The sequence below is a fragment of the Agrococcus sp. UYP33 genome (assembly GCF_054060915.1).
In genome coordinates, this window is the sequence record NZ_JBSSDR010000001.1 from 990664 (window position 1) to 1005897 (window position 15234).

A 15234-nucleotide genomic window follows, 5' to 3' on the forward strand; every position below is an offset into this window, starting at 1 on the left:
CTATGAGTCTTTCGTCCTACTATGGGCTCATGATGCGCCCTGAGGACATCCCCGCCGAGCAGCGAGCGATGCTCGACCCCCGGCGCCTCGACGCATCCGCCGAGCTGGTGACCGAGCTGGGGATGAGCGATGCCGACGTCGAGGAGGTCATGGACCTCTTCCACGCGCTGCGGCGCTGGCACCAGGCGTCCGAGGCGCACAGCGAGGCCACCCGGCGCTTCATGAAGCTCAACGAGAACGACATGCGCGCGGTCCGCTTCCTCATGGTCGCCCGGCGCGAGGGGCGCATCGTCACCTCGACGATGCTCGCCGAGCACCTCGGGATCACCGGGCCGTCCGTGACGAAGCTGCTCGACCGCCTGGAGCACGCCGGGCACATCCGCCGCGAGGCGCATCCGACCGATCGCCGGGCGCTCTCGATCGTCGTGACCGACGAGACGCGGCAGACCGCGACCGCGTCGGTCGGCAGGGACCACACGCGCCGCTTCGCGGTGGCCGCGGCGATGACGAGCGAGGAGCGGCGGGCGGCGACCCGGTTCCTGCGGGAGCTCGCCGCGCTGCCGGTGCTCGACCACAGCGCCCCGCCCGTCGCGCGCTGAGCCGCTAGAAGGGCGGCGGCGCGTCGGAGGCGAAGGCGTCGACGCGGTCGCGACGATCCTCCTCGGCGGCCGTCTCGGCTGGTGCGGCATCCGGCGCCGGCGCCCGGCGCAGGTCGTCGCGCGCCGCGCGCGCGGCGTCGCGCTCGCGCACCTCGTGGATGAAGCGGCGCACCCGCTGGTCGACGATGATGTCGGCGGGCCGCAGCGGCCGCGTGAGGTACAGGCCCTCGAGCGACGTGAGCCGCGACAGCGCCACATAGGTCTGGCCGGGCGCGAACGCGCGGGTGCCGAGGTCGACGACCGCCCGATCGAAGGTCTTGCCCTGCGACTTGTGGATCGTGACCGCCCACGCGAGCCGCAGCGGGAACTGCGTGAACTCGGCCACCACGTTGCGCTTGATCTCCTTCGTGGTCGGCGAGTAGGAGTAGCGGTACTGCTCCCACACCGCCGGCTCGACCTCGTGCTGCTGGCCGTCGACCTCGACCCAGACCGTGCCGCCGATGTCGACGACCTTGCCGAGCGAGCCGTTGACCCAGCGCCCCTCCGCGTCGTTGCGCAGGAACATCACCTGGGCGCCCAGCTTGATCTGCAGCTCGGCGTCGGCCGGGTACTGCCGGCCGCCGAAGTCGCCGGAGATCTCGGCCATCGCCGTCTTGTGCCTGCCGGGGAGGCGCGCGAGCTCGCGCGCGTTGATGCGGTTGACGGTGTCGTTGCGGGTCGCGAGCGTGAGCACGTCGTCGCCGGGCGGCGTGCGCGCGCCGGCGTCGTTGAGCAGCTGCGCGATGTCGGCGGTCACGGTGCCGTGCCGCACCGCGTTGAGCGCCTGCTTGAACTCCAGGTCGGACTGGCGGTGGATGTGCACGAGCTCGACGACGGTGAGATCGCACTCCTCGCGCCACACGCGCGCGTCGAAGAACCACATCGACTCGTAGTGGTCGGCGAAGTAGGCGCGCTCCTCGGCATCGCCCGGCACCGGGGCGAGCTGGTAGGGATCGCCGAACATCACGACCTGCACGCCGCCGAACGGCACCGACCGCACCCCGCGGGCCTGCCGCAGCGACCGGTCGATCGCATCCATGAGGTCGGCGTTCACCATCGAGATCTCATCGATGACGAGCAGGTCGAGCTTGCCGAGCATGCGCTTGAGCTCGGCGCTCTGCCGCAGCGGCGCGTCGGCGATCACGCCGAGCGGCAGCTTCAGCAGCGAGTGGATCGTCTGGCCGCCGACGTTGAGCGCGGCGACACCGGTCGGCGCGCACACGATGATCTGCTTCTTCGAGTGCTCGGTCAGGTGGCGCAGCAGCGTCGACTTGCCCGTGCCGGCGCGGCCGGTGATGAACAGGTGGCCGTCGCCGTCCTCGATGGATGCGAAGATCGCCAGCTGCTCCGGGGTGAGCTCGACGGTCATCCCACCATCCTCCCGCATCGGGGCGCGACAGCCGGGAGCGCCGCAGCGCGGCTGTGGGTCGGCCCCGTCGGCCTTGTGTGACCGAGTGTGACGACGCATCCGACATCGACGCGCAGGATGCGAGAGGATGGAGGGGACGGAGAGGGGAAGACCATGTGCAGACTGCTGGCGCACGTCTCCCCCGCCCCTGCCACGACGAAGGACGTGATCGGCGCTCGCGCCGCCGTGGAGTGGCAGCGGCTGGGCCGACTGCACACCGACGGCTGGGGCACCGCGTGGCTCGACGGCGACGCCGTGCGCCGCTACCGCGACCCCGTGCGCGGCCTCGACAACCCCGACCTCACCGACGCGCTCGGCGACACGCCATCGCGCGCTCGCCTCACGCACCTGCGCCTCGCGACCGAGGGCTTCGCGAGCCGGGTGCAGAACACCCACCCGTTCCGCGTCGACGAGATCGTGCTCGCGCACAACGGGTCCGTGACGCCCTTCGCCCGGCTGCGCGCGAAGGTGACGGACGAGGAGCTCGCCCGCGTGGGCGGCGAGACCGACACCGCGGTGGTCTTCGCGCTCATCCTGCGCCGGCACGACGCCGGCGAGCCGCTGTTCGACGCCGTCACCGCGACGGTGACCGAGCTGCGGCGCGAGTTCCCCACCTCGGCGCTCAACCTGCTGGTGCTCTCGCCGCGCGAGCTCATCGCGGTGCACGCGAACGAGGGCGCGCCGATCCCCCACGAGCTGTTCGAGGAGTCGGGCCTCGGCGACGACCTGCCGGCCGGCCACGTCGACCACTACTACCAGCTCTCCTGGCGTCGCTCGGAGGACGGCTCGATCGCCGTGACCTCGAGCGGGCTGACGGGTGACGGCTGGAACCGCATGGCGCCGGAGACGGCGGTGCGCGTCGACCTCGCCGAGCTCACCGTCGACCGCCGCGAGCTGCGCGCGGTCGAGGCCGCCGCCTAGGAGCCGCCGATCGCGGCGGTCGAGCACGTCGCGCTCATCCACCGCGGCGTCGTGCTCGTCGACGGGACGGGTGCGCTGCCGGTGCTGCCCGACCTGCCGGCCGACCACGACGGCCATGCGCTCTCCGACGTCCTCGCCCTGGTCGGCGCCGACATCCCGCTCGCACCGACCGCGAGGCTCGCCGACGGCGGCTTCGTGCACCTCGTGGGCATGCGCGGCGGCGCACCCGACGGCGCCTTCGTCGCACCGGACGCCCTCGCGGACCCCGACCACGCCGCCGTGGCGGCGCGCGCGATCGCCGAGCTCGACCCTCGGCGGTCACCGGTGCTGCGGCCCGGCTGGTTCCGCCCGGGATGGTTCGACCTCGTCGAGGCGTGGATCGACGCCGTGCTGGCGCCGAGCGGGCGGCGACGCACGGGACCGGTCGAGCCGTTCCGGCTGTGGAGCATCTCTGCCGTCGTGCGCGTGCCGACCGACGACGGCGAGCTGTGGTGCAAGGCGTCCTGCGAGCACTTCCGGCGCGAGGCGAGCATCCACGCCGCGGTCGAGCGCCTGCTGCCCGACCTCGTGCCGCGGCTCGTCGCGATCGAGCGCGACGAGGGCTGGCTGCTCATGGAGCCGATGGCCGGCACCGAGCCGGGTGCGCAGGCGGCGGGCACCGCTGTGGAGGTCGCCCAGCGGTGGGCGGCCGCGCAGCTCGACGCGATCGAGCACGTGCCCGCGCTGCTGGCCGCGGGCCTCGAGCACCGGGGCGCCGACGAGACGATCGCAGCCTTCCTGCGCCTCCTCGCCTCGAGCGCCGAGCTCGCGCTGCTCACGGATGCGGAGCTGGCCGACGTCCGCGCGTCGGCCGACCGCGCGGTCGCGCTGACGCGCGCGTGCTGGGAGGCCGGCGTCCCCGAGACCCTCGCGCACGGCGACCTGCACCTGGGCAACGTCGCCTGGGACGGCCGCGCGCTGCGCATCTTCGACTGGACCGACGGCTGCGTGAGCCACCCGTTCCTGGATGCGACGCACCTCACGCGGTTCGCCGACGACGCATCCGCATCGGCTGCGGACGCGGTCTACGCCGCGGTCTGGCGCGCCGCGCGTCCGGACGTCGACGTCGACCGCGCGCTCCGGCTCGCGCCGCTCGCGGACCTGGTCTTCCAGACCGTCACCTTCGAGGCGATCGCCGCGGCGACGGAGCAGCAGTCGGCCTGGGAGCTCGGCGGCGTGGTCGCGCGCAACCTGCGGCTCCTCCCCGGCCTGGTGGCCGAGGTCGGCTGACGGCGCGGGCTGCTACTTGCGGCCGAAGATCGCGAGGGCGATGCCGCCCAGCACGAGCACGGCGACACCGGCAGCGCCGGCGATCCAGGGCGTGGGGTCCTCGTTGTAGGAGTCCTGGGCCTTGCCCACCACGCGGTCCGCGACCTTCTTGGGGTTGACGCGGTCCTCGATCTCGTTGAGGTGCTGGCGCAGCTCCTCGCGCTTGCGGTCGATCTCGCGCTGGTCGGTCATCGCACGTCTCCGTTCGTCCTGGGCGCCGCGACAGTCGCCCCGGTCCCCGACGGTGCGGGCAGGTCGTCGAGCGGGTTCGTGCCATCGGCCGCGTGGCCGAGGCCGCGCACCATGTTCACGTCGTCCTTGATGCTGTCGACGGCCTCGAGGTCGTCGAAGTCCTTGTTCTTCTTGATGGAGCCGAGGCCCGCGAGCGCCAGGATCGCGACCACGACGAGCAGCACCGCCGAGACGATGAGCGCCGAGAGCCAGGGCGCGAACACGACGTTGAGGCCCTCGAACCCGGCGTAGATGAGCCACGAGAAGAGGAAGATCGCGAAGAACCCGGCGGCGGCGAGCAGCGCGGCGCCCACGCCGAGGCCCTTGGCCTTCTCGGACAGCTCGCCCTTCAGGTGCGCGATCTCGGCCTTGACGAGGTCGACGATGAGCTGCGGCGTCTCGGACAGGAGATCGCCGAGCGACTTGCGCTGGACCATCAGACGTCCTCGGGGCGCGCGATCTCAGAGCCGTGGTCGCCGCGGCGGCCCTTGCGCTTCGTCACCTTGCCGATGGCGTCGCCGGCCGCGTCGGTCGCGGTCTCGACGAGCTTGGGCGCCTTCGTCTCGACGAAGTGCTGCACGTCGTGGCGCTGCTTCTTGACGCTGGGCGAGTTCCACACCTTGTCGGCGGTGCTCGCGATCTGCTCGTACCGCTGCCGTCCGGCCTTCGCTCCGAGCACGTAGCCCGCGCCGAGGCCGATCACGAAGAGGATCCTGCCGCGCATGTTCGCTCCTGACGTTCGGGGGCCAGCTGTGCTGGACCTGGTCGCCCCAACGATACCCACGCGAGACCGCGGCGCGCTCCCAGGTTCGTCCCCCGCCGCTGCGGTGCGGGGCGGGCGCGCGGCCCGCCCCGCATGCTTCAGCAGCAGCTGTCGCCGCAGCACTCGCGGCGAGCCTCAGCCAGGATCTGCTCGTCCATCGCACACCTCCTCTCATCGATGTCCATCGATGTCTACCACATCGATGCCCATCGATATGAGAGGATGTGCGACATGCCCACCGCCGTCTGTTGCACCCCAGGAGGACCCGCGCTCGAGCGCGCCGAAGCCGAGGCGCTCGCCGCGCGCCTCAAGGCGGTCGCCGACCCGTCCCGACTGCGGATGCTGTCGATGCTCGCGGCCGCGGACGGCGAGATCTGCGTGTGCGACCTCGCCGAGGCCATCGAGGTGTCGCAGCCCACGGCATCCCACCACGCCAAGGTGCTCGCCGCCGCCGGGCTCGTCGAGCGCGAGCAGCGCGGACGCTGGGCCTACTTCCGGGTCGTGCCGGGCGCGCTCGACGAGCTCGGCGCGCTGCTGCGCTCCCCGGCGGCCTGACCCGTCACCAGATCGTGACGCGCGCCGCCGGATCGAGCCACAGGCCGTCACCCGGACGCACGTCGAACGCCTCGACGAACGCGTCGAGGTTCTTCACCACCTGGTTCGTGCGGTGCTCGTTCGGCGAGTGCGGGTCGAGCGACGCGAGGCGGATGGCCTCCTCGGTGCGGATCTTCAGCTGCCAGGCGTACGCCCACGACAGGAAGAAGCGCTGGGCGCCGGTGTAGCCGTCGATGACGGGCGCCTCCTCGCCTCCGAGCGACGCGACGTAGGCCTTCCACGCGATGCCGAGCCCGCCCAGGTCGCCGATGTTCTCGCCGATGGTGAGCGCGCCGTTCACCGTGGTGCCGGGTGCCGCGGCCGGCTCGAGCGCGTCGTACTGCGCGATGAGCGAGCCGGTGCGCTCCTCGAAGGCGGCCCGGTCGTCGTCGGTCCACCAGTCGGACAGCCGGCCCTCGCCGTCGTACTTCGAGCCCTGGTCGTCGAAGCCGTGGCCGATCTCGTGGCCGATGACGGCGCCGATCGCGCCGAAGTTCGACGCGGCGTCGCGCCCGGCGTCGAAGAACGGCGGCTGCAGGATCGCGGCGGGGAAGACGATCTCGTTGAAGCCCGGGTTGTAGTAGGCGTTCACCGTCTGCGGGTTCATGAACCACTCGTCGCGGTCGATCGGCCTGCCGATCTTCGCCAGCTCGCGGTCGTGCTCGAACCGGGTCGCCGCCTGCACGTTGGCGACGAGGTCGTCGCCGATCTCGAGCGAGCCGTAGTCGCGCCAGCGGGCGGGGTAGCCGATCTTCGGCGTGAACTGCTCGAGCTTCTCGAGGGCTCGCGCCCTGGTGCCCTCGCTCATCCACTCGAGCGCCGCGATCGACTCGCGGTAGGCGCCCACGAGGTGCTCGATGAGCACGTCCATCGCGGCCTTCGCGTGCGGCGGGAAGTGCCGCTCGACGTAGATCTTGCCGACCGCGTCGCCGAGCAGCCCCTCGACGAGCGAGACCCCGCGCTTCCAGCGCTCGCGCTGCACGCTCGCACCGGTCAGCACCGTGCCGTAGAACGCGAACTGGTCGCGCGAGATCTGCGTCGACAGGTAGGAGGCGAACGCGTGCATGATGCTCATCCGGAGCCACGCCTTCCACTCGTCGAGCCGCTCCTCGACGAGCATCGTCGCGAGCCCCTCGAAGTAGCTCGGCTGTCGCACGACCACCTCGTCGAAGACGCCCTCCGGTGCCCGGATCGCCCGCAGCCACGGCTGCAGGCGCGGGTGCGCCTCCGCGGGCCGCTGCAGGTTGTAGGTCTTCTCGTCGTCGCGGGAGGCGACGCGGTCCCAGTGGTGGGTCGCGAGCTCGGTCTCGAGCGCGAACACCGTTGCGGCCTCCGCCTCCGGGTGCTCCGCGCCGAGGTGGCCGAACATCGTCGTCAGGTGGGTCAGGTAGGCCTCGCGCACCTCGGCGAAGCCCTCCTCGCGGTAGTACGACTCGTCGGGCATGCCGAGGCCGCCCTGGCTCATCTGCACGATGTAGCGCCCGGGGTCGCCCGGGTCGGTGTCGACCCACTGGCCGGCGATGCTCGGGCCGCCGATGGCCTCGAGGTCGCCGATGAGCGCGAGCAGGCCGTCGACGTCGGTCACCTGCTCGACGCGCTCGAGCAGCGGGCGGATCGGGTCGATGCCCTTCGCGTCCGCCGCCGCCTCGTCGAGGAACGAGGCGTACAGATCGCCCACCTTGCGCGCGTCGGTGCCCGGCTCCGCCTCCTGCATCTCGATCACGATCTCGCGCACGGCTCGCTCGGCCTCCTCCGCCAGCACGGCGAACGAGCCCCAGCGCGCCTTGTCGTCGGGGATCTCGGTGCGCTCGAGCCAGCGCTCGTGCACGTGGAGGAAGAGGTCGTCCTGCGGCCGGATGCGGTCGCTGAAGTCGTCGACGGGGAGGCCGGAGGGCAGGGTGGTCATGCCGCCAGCCTAGGGCGAGCGCGCCCCGCTAGCGTTGGTGGGTGCGGAGGCGGGCGGATGCGCTGGATCGCGAGATCCTCGCCCTCGCCGTCCCCGCGCTCGGAGCGCTCGTGGCCGAGCCCGCGTTCCTGCTCGTCGACACCGCGCTCGTCGGCCACCTGGGGGCGGAGGAGCTCGCGGGCGTCGGCATCGGCGTCGCGGTGCTCTCGACCGTCGTCGGGCTGCTGATCTTCCTCGCGTACGGCACCACGCCCGCGGTCGCGCGGCTGCTCGGCGCGGGCGACCGGCCGGGCGCGATCCGCGCCGGCATCGACGGCATCTGGCTCGCGATCGTCGCCGGCGTCGCGCTGCTCGCGACCGCCCCGCTCGCGGGCCCGGTCGTCGCGCTCTTCGGCGCCGCATCCGCCGTCGCCGAGCATGCCGCGGTGTACCTCGGCATCTCGATCCTCGGCCTGCCGGCGATGCTCATCGTGCTCGCCGCGACCGGTCTGCTGCGCGGGCTGCAGGACACCCGCACGCCGCTCGTCGTCGCCGCGATCGGCTTCGCGGCGAACGCGGTGCTCAACGTCGCCCTCATCTACGGCGCCGGGCTCGGCGTCGCGGGAAGCGCGCTCGGCACCGTGATCGCGCAGTGGGGCATGGCCGCGTTCTTCGTCTGGTCCGCGGTGCGCGCCGCGATCCGGGAACGCGTGCCGCTCGGCATCCGGTGGGGCGACCTCGGGCGCACCGCGTCGACCGGCGGCTGGCTCTTCGTCCGCACGCTCTCGCTCCGCGCGGCGCTGCTCGCCACCACCGCGGTCGCGACGCAGGCGGGCACGACCGCGCTCGCCGCGACGCAGATCGCGTTCACCCTCTTCTCGACGCTCGCGTTCGCCCTCGACGCGCTCGCGATCGCCGGGCAGGCGATGGTGGGCAAGGCGCTCGGCGCCCACGACGCCGCGCAGGCGCGCGCCGTCACACGACGGCTGCAGCGTTGGGGCGTGGGCTTCGGATGCGTCGTCGGCGCGCTGCTGCTCTCGGTCGCCTGGGTGCTCGGCGGCGTCTTCACGACCGACGCCGACGTGCGCTCGGCGCTGCCGGTCGCGCTCGTGCTGCTCGCGCTCGCGCAGCCGATCGCGGGCTTCGTCTTCGTGCTCGACGGCGTGCTGATCGGCGCCGGCGACGCCCGCTACCTCGCCTGGACCGGCATCGTGAACCTCGCGGTGTACCTGCCGCTGCTGCTGCTCGCGCTCGTCCCGGGCTGGGATGCGCTCGCCGTCATCTGGGCGGCGTTCTCGTTCGGCTACCTGGGCGCGCGCGCCATCACGCTCGGGCTCCGCGCCCGCTCCGACGCCTGGCTGCGCCTCGGCGCGGTGCGCTGAACCCGCGCCTCCGTCGCGCGGCCGAGCGGTGTCCGTCGGGCGGTGGATGCGCCACCGCGCCCTCCCTGCGACGGTGGTCGGGTCGGCGCGAGATGCCACCACCGCGATCGAGCCGGCCCCGATCGAGGAGGAGACACGCATGCGAGCCCGACACGTCCTGACCACCGCCGCAGCCATCGCCGCCGTGACGGCACTGACGGCCGCGAGCGCCGCGCCCGTCGCACCGACCGCGCCCGACGAGGCGGCGCTCCACCAGCAGCTGTGGTCGGCCGCCACCCCGGCGCCCGGCACCGCAGCACCCGTCGCATCCCAGCGATCGGCGCCCTCCGCCGCCGGCGAGACCCGCGCCCAGCTCGACGCCGCGGTCGAGGCGCTCGTCGCCGAGGGCGCGATCGGCGTCACCGCGCGCGTCGAGGTCGGCCGGCACGTCTGGGCGGATGCGGCGGGCACGCGTGGGCTCGACCGGAACCCTCCGGCGCTGCCGCACAGCCCGTTCCGCGCCGCGAGCAACACGAAGATGATGATCGCCGCGCTCGTGCTGCAGGAGGTCGCGGCGGGCACGTGGACCCTCGACACCCGGATCGACGACGTCGTGCCCGGCATCTTCCCCGGCCACCCGGAGGTCACGCTGCGGCAGCTGCTCAGCCACACCGCCGGCACGCCGTACGGCACCGACGCGCTGCTGCTCGGGCACGTCGCGGACCCGACCTCGATCGAGCAGACCATCGCCGCGCTCGGCGAGCGCTACCCCGACGAAGAGCACCTCGCGGCGGCGAACGCCGGCACGTGGACGGAGCCGGGCGGCTTCGTCTACTCCAACGTCGGCTACGTCGCGCTCGGGGTGGCGCTCGAAGCCGCCACGGGCGAGGCCGTCGGCGACCTGCTGCGCGACCGCATCTGGCGACCGCTCGGCATGCGCGCCACGAGCTACCCCGACGCTCCGGGGATGCGCGGGAACGCCCTGCAGGAGGCGCTGTGGGACGGCGCCGCCTGGCACGACCTCCGGCACTTCGACCCCACCTTCTTCTCGCACGCCGGCGCGGTCGTGACCACGACGGAGGACCTCGCGACCTTCACCGAGGCCCTCGTGACCGGGCGCGTGGTGCCGGCCGAGCTGCTCGACGTCATGCTCGAGCCGGTGAGCGAGGCACCCCTCGCCTACGGGCTCGGCGTCTACCGCGTCCCGGACCCGTGCGAGCCGGGCGCCTGGATGTACGGCCACGACGGCGGCGCCATGGGCACGGTCAGCGTCGCCTACACCTCCGCCGACGGGGAGCGCCAGGTGTCGTTCGGCGTGACGGGGCGCGACAGCTCCGGGTCGCCGACGCCGCTCTACGACCTGAACGCGCTGCTCGTGCCGATGCTGCTCGCGACCTGCGGCTAGTCAGACGAGGGCGTCGCGGCGTCGGAAGCGCAGCACCGACGCGGCGAGCAGCACCGCCGCGACGCCCAGCAGCCACCAGCTGCCGGTCCAGTCGGGATCGGCGGCGAGCGGGTTCGCGACCCAGTGGAACGGGCTGATGTTCTCGATCCAGGCCCACGCGTCGCCGAACAGCGGCGCGAACTCCCCCACGAGCATGAGCCCCACGAGCAGCACCCAGCCGAGCCACGCGACCGTCGACGGCAGGAAGGCGACGAGCGCCGCGCCGACGGCGAGGTAGATCGCGACGAGCGGCAGGTGCGTGACGGCGATGTCGACGAGCTGCCGCCAGCGGTCGTCGTCGCTCGCGGCGAGCGACGCGCCGGTCACCACGGTGAAGCCCGCGAGCGTCGTGAGCGCCGCGAGCGCCCCGAGCAGCAGGTGGCTGCCCAGCCACCCGGACCGCCGCACCGGCGTCGCGAGCAGCAGCTCGCCGTGCGCCTGCTCCTCGTGCCGCAGCCGCAGCACCGCCTGCATCGCGGCGGCGCACGCGATCACGCCCAGGATGCCGGCCAGCGCCGTGATGAACGTGCCCTCCGCGTCACCGCCGCCCTCCTCGCCGAGCCGGGCCACGATCGCGCCCAGCGCCGGGTTGTCGTCGAGCGCGGTCGCGATGACCGGCGCGAGGCGACCCGCCATCGCGCCGAGCACGAGGCCGACGACGGTCCAGCCCACGGTCGCGCCGAGCAGCAGCCGCCCGGTGAGCCCGACGGGCGCACCGCCGGGGTGCCAGCCGAGCAGCGTGCTGCCGGCGCCCCGCCCCGGCCGCTCCGGCAGCAGCGAGCGCCCCAGCTCCCGCCGCGCCTCGAGCACCACCACGACCGCGCCGAGCACGACGGCGGCCGCGACGAAGAGCAGCAGCGGCGTGCCGTCGGGCGCCCACGGCTCGTCGGCGTACGGATGCGCCAGCGCGCCCCAGCCGATCGGCGACGCCCAGCTGAGCCACGCGGACTCGACGCGCGTGAGGTCGGCGCTCGGCTCGCCCAGCGCATCCCCGATGCCGCGCACGAAGAACCACACGCCGACGACGATCGCCGCCGCGCCGTTCGCGGCGCGCGAGGTCGGGAAGACCTGCCCCGCCAGCAGCCCGACGAGCATCGCGGCCACCCCGACGCCCGCGAGCGCCGCCGCCAGCAGCAGCGAGCCGAGCACGGGCAGCCCGAGGGCGACCGATGCCGCGAGGGTGACGCCGCACACGAGGGCCAGCTCGATCGCGCCGGCGAGCAGCGTCGCGACGAGCGGCGCCCAGCGCCCGACCGCGGTGCCGCGGACGAGCTCCGCGCGCCCCGCGTCCTCGTCGCCGCGCGAGTGCCGCACCGCGAAGAACGTCATCATGAACGCCACCATCACCGCGAGGTACGCGTAGGTCGACACGAACATGACCGCGCCGAGGCCGGTGCCGGCCGGTGCCCCCCGCGCGAGCAGCAGGGCCGGCTGGGCCGACAGCAGCGCGACGAGCCCCCGCCTGGCCGACTCGTCGAACGCCGCGCCGACGCCGCCCACGCCCGCAGCCCAGAGGCCCGCGATGCCCACCACCCAGAGCACCACGACGAGGCGGTCGCGCCGCAGCGCCGCCGCGAGCAGCAGTCCGGTGCCGGTCACGCTCACCTCGAGTGGCGGCCGTGCCCGGTCGGTTGCGCGGGCGCGGCGGCCGCGCCGGCATCGTCGACCGCACCGGCATCCTCGGCCGCGCCGGCATCCTCGACGGCGCGGACATCCTCGGCCGGACCGCCATCGTCGATGGGACCGGGCGCCTCGACGACCGCCGAGGCATCCGCGTGCCGATCACCGATCGCCCGCTCTGCGCGTGCCCGGTCGACCCGCGGCTCGTCGCCGTAGTGGCGGAGGAAGAGCTCCTCGAGGCTCGGCGGCGTGAGCGTGACGCTCTGCGCCCCGCGCTCGCCGAGCCAGCGCAGCACCGCGGGCACGTCCTCCCCCGCGATCGAGCCGCGCACGCGCTCGCCGTCGATCGCGGCGTCGGCGATCGGCACGCCCTCCGGCGCAGGTCCCCGGTAGGCCACCACGGTGTGCTGGAGGTGCCGCAGCTCGTCGAGCGTGCCGGACTCGACGATCGAGCCGTCGCGGATGATCGACACCCGGGAGCAGAGCCGCTCGACCTCGCTCAGGATGTGGCTCGAGAGCAGTACGGTCGCGCCGCGGTCGGCGATCCGCCGCACCTCCGCCTGGAAGACGCTCTCCATGAGCGGGTCGAGGCCGCTCGTCGGCTCGTCGAGGATGTAGAGGTCGGCCTCGCTCGCGAAGGCCGCGATGAGCGCGACCTTCTGCCGGTTGCCCTTCGAGTAGGTCTTGGCCTTCCTGCGCGGGTCGAAGTCGAAGGCGCTGATGAGCCGGGCCCGATCCGCGGCCGGCGCCCGGTGGCCTCGCAGCCGCGTGATCGTGTCGATCGCCTCGCCGCCCGTCAGGGTCGGCCAGAGGGTCACGTCGCCCGGCACGTACGCGACCCGACGGTGGATCGCCACGGTGTCGTGCCAGGGGTCCATGCCGAGCACGCGCGCCTCGCCGCCGCTCGCGCGCAGCATCCCGAGCAGCACCCGGATGGCCGTCGACTTGCCGGCGCCGTTGGGCCCGAGGAAGCCGTGCACATCGCCCCGCTCGACGACGAGGTCGAGCCCGTCGAGCGCTCGTACGCGCCCGAACCGCTTGTCGAGACCCGAGGTCCGGATGACGGGGGTCTCGATGACCGTGCCTGCCACGCTGCCGACGCTACTCCTCGGAGCCCCGGGCGCGAGGTGGCAGTCGGCCGCGCGTGCGCCGTGGCACCCGGCACGGCAGAATGTCTGGGTGCCCCCTCTGATCGCCTGGCGGAATGCCGTCTTCGCCGCCTTCTTCACCATGGGCTTCGGCTTCGCCAGCTGGATGGCTCGGGTCCCCCACGTGCGCGACGTGCTCGGCGTCTCGACGGGCGAGATGGGGCTCCTGCTGCTCGGCATCTCGATCGGCTCGATCACCGGACTGCTCGTCGCGAGCCACGTGATCCACGCGATCGGCACGCGGATCGTCGCCTCGTTCGGCATGATCGCCGTCTCCGGCGGCCTCGCCATCGCGGGCTGGGCCGCGGAAGCGTCGCTGCCGTGGCTCGTGGTGGCGGGCTTCATCCTCGGCGGCAGCCTCACCGGCATCACCGACGTGGCGATGAACATCTCGGGGGCCGCGAACGAGCGCGCCGCGGGCAAGCCGATCATGCCGGTCTTCCACGCCTTCTTCTCGATCGGCACCGTCGCCGGCGCGGGGCTCGGCGGCCTGTGCGAGCTGCTCGGCGTCACGCTCGGCTGGCAGGCGACCCTCGTGGCCGCGCTCACCGTCGCGCTCGGCGTCGTCGTCTACCGCCACCTGCCCGAGGACGCGGTCGAGGAGCACGAGGAGCCCGTGACGCTCCGCGAGCGCCTCGCCGTCTGGAAGGACCCGCGCACGCTGCTGCTCGGCCTGCTCGTGCTCGGCATGGCGCTCACCGAGGGCAGCGCCAACGACTGGCTCGCGCTCGTGATGGTCGACGGCCACGGCTTCAGCTTCGAGGGCGGCGCCTTCACGCTGGCGCTCTTCCTCACCGCGATGACGGCCGGCCGGCTGCTCGGCGTCTGGCTGCTCGCGCGCTTCGGCCGCGTGCCGGTGCTGCGCGGCACGGCGGCGCTCGCCGCGATCGGTCTGCTGCTCGTGATCTTCGCCGACCACCCCGCGCTCGTCATCACCGGGGTCGTGCTCTGGGGCCTCGGCGCGAGCCTCGGCTTCCCGGTCGGCATGAGCGCCGCCGCCGACGAGCCGCGGCTCGCGGCCGCCCGGGTCGGCACCGTCTCGGCGATCGGCTACATCGCCTTCCTCGCCGGGCCGCCGCTGCTCGGCCTGCTCGGCGACCTCGTGGGGCTGCGCAGCGCGATGCTCGCGGTGCTCGCCTTCGTCTTGCTCTCGCTGCTCACCAGCCATGTCGCGCGCGAGCGCGGCCGCGTCCAGGAGGTGCGGTCGTGAGGATCGTCGTCGCCCACTGCTCCGTCGACTACGCGGGCCGCCTGTCCGCCCACCTGCCGCTCGCGCCGCGCGTGCTGATGCTCAAGGCAGACGGCTCGATCCTCGTGCACTCCGACGGCGGCTCGTACAAGCCGCTCAACTGGATGAGCCCGCCCGCCGTCTTCCACGCATCCGAGCCCGACAAGGCCCAGCGGGATGCGGGCATCACCGAGGTGTGGACCGTGACGCACAAGAAGACCGGCGACTCGCTCATCGTCTCGGTGCACGAGGTGCTCTCCGACTCGAGCCACGAGCTCGGCGTCGACCCTGGCCTCGTGAAGGACGGCGTCGAGGCGCACCTGCAGGTGCTGCTCGCCGAGCAGATCGAGCGGCTCGGCGACGGCTTCGAGCTGTGGCGGCGCGAGTACATGACGCCCATCGGACCCGTCGACATCCTGGCGAAGGACGAGGCCGGCGTCACGGTCGCGGTCGAGATCAAGCGCCGCGGCGAGATCGACGGCGTCGAGCAGCTCACCCGCTACCTCGAGCTGCTCAACCGCGACCCGCGCATCGCGCCGGTGAGCGGGGTCTTCGCCGCGCAGGAGATCAAGCCGCAGGCGCGCACGCTCGCCGAGGATCGCGGCATCCGCTGCGTCGTGCTCGACTACGACGAGATGCGCGGGATCGACTCCGGGCACGCGCGCCTGTTCTGATCGCGGTCCCG

General features: G+C 73.4%; 15 protein-coding genes. 8 read left to right on the forward strand and 7 right to left on the reverse strand.

What is annotated here, in order from left to right:
- Positions 1-29: 29 nt before the first annotated feature.
- Positions 30-599, forward strand: a complete 570-nt coding sequence (locus ACVWW9_RS04830; protein WP_456514615.1) for a MarR family winged helix-turn-helix transcriptional regulator — start codon at positions 30-32, stop codon at positions 597-599.
- Between the two features lie 4 nt (positions 600-603).
- Here ACVWW9_RS04830 and ACVWW9_RS04835 read toward each other — a convergent pair whose 3' ends face one another.
- Entirely contained in the window at positions 604-2007 is a 1404-nt protein-coding gene (locus ACVWW9_RS04835) for an ATP-dependent DNA helicase (protein WP_456514616.1), read from the reverse strand.
- Between the two features lie 153 nt (positions 2008-2160).
- Between ACVWW9_RS04835 and ACVWW9_RS04840 the strand changes: the two genes are divergently transcribed.
- Both ACVWW9_RS04840 and ACVWW9_RS04845 read left to right on the forward strand, forming a co-directional pair.
- On the forward strand, positions 2161-2967 hold the full coding sequence (locus tag ACVWW9_RS04840) for a class II glutamine amidotransferase (protein ID WP_456514617.1): 807 nt from the start codon (positions 2161-2163) through the stop codon (positions 2965-2967).
- 51 nt (positions 2968-3018) lie between these two features.
- A complete protein-coding gene (locus ACVWW9_RS04845) occupies positions 3019-4236 on the forward strand; it encodes a phosphotransferase family protein (protein ID WP_456514618.1) in 1218 nt (405 codons plus the stop codon).
- 12 nt (positions 4237-4248) lie between these two features.
- On the opposite strand, the gene ACVWW9_RS04850 is transcribed toward ACVWW9_RS04845, so the two are convergent.
- The 3 genes from ACVWW9_RS04850 to ACVWW9_RS04860 are packed head-to-tail and all read right to left on the reverse strand — an operon-like array spanning position 4249 to position 5230.
- Entirely contained in the window at positions 4249-4467 is a 219-nt protein-coding gene (locus ACVWW9_RS04850; protein ID WP_354257711.1) for a DUF3618 domain-containing protein, read from the reverse strand.
- Positions 4464-4943, reverse strand: coding sequence for a phage holin family protein (locus ACVWW9_RS04855; protein ID WP_354257709.1), 480 nt, complete (start codon positions 4941-4943; stop codon positions 4464-4466). Before ACVWW9_RS04855 ends, ACVWW9_RS04850 begins: the two co-directional genes overlap by 4 nt.
- Positions 4943-5230: a hypothetical protein gene (locus ACVWW9_RS04860; protein WP_354257707.1), complete on the reverse strand. Its 288-nt coding sequence runs from the start codon at positions 5228-5230 to the stop codon at positions 4943-4945. Before ACVWW9_RS04860 ends, ACVWW9_RS04855 begins: the two co-directional genes overlap by 1 nt.
- 270 nt (positions 5231-5500) lie before the next feature.
- Between ACVWW9_RS04860 and ACVWW9_RS04865 the strand changes: the two genes are divergently transcribed.
- Complete coding sequence (locus tag ACVWW9_RS04865) at positions 5501-5824, forward strand: ArsR/SmtB family transcription factor (protein WP_456514619.1); 324 nt, start codon at positions 5501-5503, stop codon at positions 5822-5824.
- 4 nt (positions 5825-5828) lie between these two features.
- On the opposite strand, the gene ACVWW9_RS04870 is transcribed toward ACVWW9_RS04865, so the two are convergent.
- Entirely contained in the window at positions 5829-7769 is a 1941-nt protein-coding gene (locus ACVWW9_RS04870) for a M13 family metallopeptidase (protein ID WP_456514620.1), read from the reverse strand.
- 41 nt (positions 7770-7810) lie between these two features.
- On the opposite strand from ACVWW9_RS04870, the gene ACVWW9_RS04875 reads away from it, so the two are divergent.
- Positions 7811-9130 carry an MATE family efflux transporter gene (locus tag ACVWW9_RS04875; RefSeq protein WP_456514621.1) on the forward strand — a complete coding sequence of 440 codons (1320 nt, stop codon included), beginning with the start codon at positions 7811-7813 and terminating at the stop codon, positions 9128-9130.
- A gap of 139 nt (positions 9131-9269) precedes the next feature.
- Positions 9270-10514: a serine hydrolase domain-containing protein gene (locus tag ACVWW9_RS04880; RefSeq protein ID WP_456514622.1), complete on the forward strand. Its 1245-nt coding sequence runs from the start codon at positions 9270-9272 to the stop codon at positions 10512-10514.
- Here ACVWW9_RS04880 and ACVWW9_RS04885 read toward each other — a convergent pair whose 3' ends face one another.
- Together ACVWW9_RS04885 and ACVWW9_RS04890 are read right to left on the reverse strand one after the other, a co-directional pair.
- On the reverse strand, positions 10515-12152 hold the full coding sequence (locus ACVWW9_RS04885; RefSeq protein WP_456514623.1) for an ABC transporter permease: 1638 nt from the start codon (positions 12150-12152) through the stop codon (positions 10515-10517). It lies immediately after the preceding gene.
- A gap of 2 nt (positions 12153-12154) precedes the next feature.
- On the reverse strand, positions 12155-13264 hold the full coding sequence (locus ACVWW9_RS04890; protein WP_456514624.1) for an ABC transporter ATP-binding protein: 1110 nt from the start codon (positions 13262-13264) through the stop codon (positions 12155-12157).
- 88 nt (positions 13265-13352) lie between these two features.
- Here ACVWW9_RS04890 and ACVWW9_RS04895 point away from each other — a divergent pair, with 88 nt between their 5' ends.
- Positions 13353-14531: an MFS transporter gene (locus ACVWW9_RS04895; RefSeq protein ID WP_456514625.1), complete on the forward strand. Its 1179-nt coding sequence runs from the start codon at positions 13353-13355 to the stop codon at positions 14529-14531.
- The gene (nucS, locus tag ACVWW9_RS04900) at positions 14528-15223 is read left to right on the forward strand and encodes an endonuclease NucS (RefSeq protein ID WP_456514626.1); all 696 of its coding nucleotides are present in this window, start codon (positions 14528-14530) and stop codon (positions 15221-15223) included. Before ACVWW9_RS04895 ends, nucS begins: the two co-directional genes overlap by 4 nt.
- Positions 15224-15234 lie beyond the last annotated feature (11 nt).